Origin of the sequence: Arthrobacter sp. (genome assembly GCF_031179985.1) — a bacterium.
Classification (GTDB): domain Bacteria; phylum Actinomycetota; class Actinomycetes; order Actinomycetales; family Micrococcaceae; genus Arthrobacter.
The window spans coordinates 1-2757 of the sequence record NZ_JAPSHJ010000111.1 but is presented as its reverse complement, the minus strand read 5'-3'; the positions used below and the strand labels follow the sequence as shown (position 1 = coordinate 2757).

Below are 2757 nucleotides of genomic sequence, written 5' to 3'. Positions count from 1 at the left end.
GCATTTCCGGGAAGCAGTATCCGGTCATGGCGCCGTTTGCACCGCGTTCGACTTCGAAGTCCAGGAAGGCCCCGCCGAAACCGCAGAGGATGGACAGGTGTGGAATCTTGCCGCCCTCTTCCAGCGCGCGGAGCTGGCTGATCTTTTCCAGACCGGGCCAGTCCTCGTGCTTGAGCATGACGGCGTTTTCGTTCTCCACCGCGATCCGGCGGATGACGTCCGTTGCCATGATGACCGAGAAGGTCAGGGGGAAGTCCTGGATGACGAACGGGGTGTCCTTGCCGATGGCTTCCGCGGCTCCGCGGTAGTAGTTCACGATCTGGTCATCGGTGCGCAGCGAGGCCGGCGGGGCGATCATAACGCCGGCGGCGCCGAGGGACATCACCTTTGCTGACAGTGCTCCCATGGCGGCGTAACCGGGTGCGGAGACACCAACGATGACCGGGAGGTCCGAGCGGTTGATGAAGCGTTCGGCGACGGCTTCTGCTTCCTCGGTGGTGAGTTTGGGTGCTTCACCCAGTGCTCCGAGGACGGTGATTCCGTTTACGCCGGCGTCCTGGTAAAAATCGACGAGCCGGTCAATGGAGGGGAAATCGATCTCTCCGTTGTCCAGGAAAGGCGTCGGGGCGATCGCGTAGACGCCCTTTTCCGTGCGGTTGAGTTTCATGGTGTGGCTTTCCTTCTCGGGTGGTGGCCGGCGCGTGCCGGCCACCGGGTGAAAGGACCGGGAACGGTCGCGGTTAGACGCTGGGGATCAGGCCGCCATCGACCCGGATCACCGAACCGGTGATGTATGAGGCGCCGGTTCCGGAGAGGAACGTGACGGTCTGACCGTATTCGTCCGGGTTGCCGTAGCGCTGGACGGGGATGGAGGCGGTGCTTTCGGCCGTGACCTCGGCGACCGGGCGGTTTTCGCGCTTGGCCTTTGCCTCGTCAAGGGACGTGATGCGTCCGGTTGCGATGCGGCCCGGGAGGACGATGTTGGCGGTGATACCGAACGGGCCAACTTCGCGGGCGAGGGTCTTGGACCAGCCGACAAGGGTTGAACGCAGGGAGTTGGACAGTCCGAGGTTCGCGATCGGGGCGATGACTCCGGAGCTGGTGCTGGTGATGATGCGGCCCCAGCCGCGTTCCTTCATGCCCGGGAGCACACGGTCGGTCAGTGCGATGACGGGAAGGACCATGGACTGGAAATAGGAGTTCCAGGTCTCGGTGGGCTGGCCGTGGACCAGCGTGGGGGGCGGGCCGCCGGTGTTGTTGACCAGAATGTCGATCGGGCCCAGCTCCGCCTCGATCTCTGCGACCTTCTTATCGATTGCGCTGACGTCGGCAAGATCCCATGCGAAGGACTTGGCGGTGCCTCCGGCGGCGTTGATGGCTGCGGTGGTGACATCTGCGTACTTCGATTCAATGTCAGCGACAGCTACCTTGACACCTTCAGCGGCCAGGGAACGGGCAATAGCGCCGCCCAGGCCTCCGCCGGCGCCCAGTACGAGGGCGACCTTGTCTTTGATACCTAGATCCATTGTTTTTCCTTACGTTCTCTCACACCCGGCAGGGCGCGAACTTGGTGCTGCGTTAGGCGGTGGCCTTGGCAGCTTGTGAGGATTCGAGCAGCCAGGAGACTGCCGAGTCGATGTTTTCTGCTGTGCCCGGCGCAGGAGTTGAGTCCTTCAGCGCCTGGACTGTCTGTTCATAGCGCTCACGCGTTCCGGCGAGTACTGATGAGGGCAGTCCTGCTTCGTCCAGCTGAGCGATGGCCCGGTCAACTTCATGGAACCGGCGCTCGGCGTGGAGGACGTGGGTGCGGACTACGGCGTTGAGGAAGTTCGTGAACCCCTCGGTGTCGATGTCCGCCAGCACCCGGTAGAGCTCTGCACGCACGCCTTGGCTCTCGGCAGCGATCAGTGCCTCGACCCCCAGTGCCTCGAGCCCCTTGGTCAGGACGGTCCTGAGCAGCTTGAGCGCGATGGCGTCGCCAGCGGCGGCGTTATCCAGGGCCCTTGCCGGTGCCCCGAGTTTCCCGAAGTCCTTGACTGCCGATGCGGCGTCGGGGCCGGCGGCGAGCAGGTTAGTCCTGACTCCGGTCAGTCCGACGGCGCCCATGATGGCAACGTCCACATATCCGGCTGACTTTGCCTCCAGCAGCTCGGCTGCTTGTCGCTTGTCGGCGGAGTTGGCGGTGCTCAGATCAGCGTAGAGCGCCCCTGGGCTGGTGTGGGCAGAAGCCTGTTCGGCAACGGAGACTGCAACATCTCCGGTGACGCAGGCCCATACACGATCCATATCAGCAAGCCAGGGCCCGATGGAGCTTTTCAGTTCCACCCCCAGTTGTTGTGCCAGCTCCTGCGCGGCCGCCGACGGGTAGGCGTCACACAGGACCAGTTCGAAGTGGGGGGCAGCGGCTGCGGCATAGAGCCGTCCCACTTCCCCGCATCCAATGATTGCAAGCTTCATTACTCGCTCCCTTCCGCTATCAAAAGTACAATCCAAAGACAATCTTGGCAAGAGACGCCGAAAAAGTGGGAGAGCCTTGACTCCTTTTGACTCAGATAGTACTTTATATGTACAACTGGTGATCTGAATCATATGGTCACGGAAGGTGCGGTTCCCCCCGGTTCAGGGCGCAGGGTAATCGCAAAACCTCCCCAATCGACGAAGCTTGGAGCAACACTCATGACTGCTACAACCCACCCGCCTCAGGTGGATCCGCGGACCATCAAAATCATCAAGTGGCGGCTGCTGCCGTTCCTGATG

At 62.4% G+C, this 2757-nt stretch carries 3 protein-coding genes; all 3 read right to left on the bottom strand.

Annotation, left to right across the window (positions count from 1 at the left end):
* Positions 1-667 (bottom strand): dihydrodipicolinate synthase family protein (locus tag RIN13_RS20425; RefSeq protein ID WP_309109141.1); only part of this gene is annotated, 667 nt, incomplete at its 3' end.
* Between the two features lie 73 nt (positions 668-740).
* Positions 741-1526 (bottom strand): SDR family oxidoreductase, encoded by a 786-nt coding sequence (locus tag RIN13_RS20420; RefSeq protein ID WP_309108636.1) that lies wholly within the window; start codon positions 1524-1526, stop codon positions 741-743.
* 52 nt (positions 1527-1578) lie between these two features.
* Entirely contained in the window at positions 1579-2457 is an 879-nt protein-coding gene (locus RIN13_RS20415; protein ID WP_309109140.1) for an NAD(P)-binding domain-containing protein, read from the bottom strand.
* Between the last annotated feature and the right edge of the window lie 300 nt (positions 2458-2757).

What these genes read in the sequence shown, in the direction of transcription:
- RIN13_RS20420 (WP_309108636.1), bottom strand. Translation starts at nt 1,526, where the DNA reads ATGGATCTAGGTATCAAAGACAAGGTCGCCCTCGTACTGGGCGCCGGC.
- RIN13_RS20415 (WP_309109140.1), bottom strand. Translation starts at nt 2,457, where the DNA reads ATGAAGCTTGCAATCATTGGATGCGGGGAAGTGGGACGGCTCTATGCC.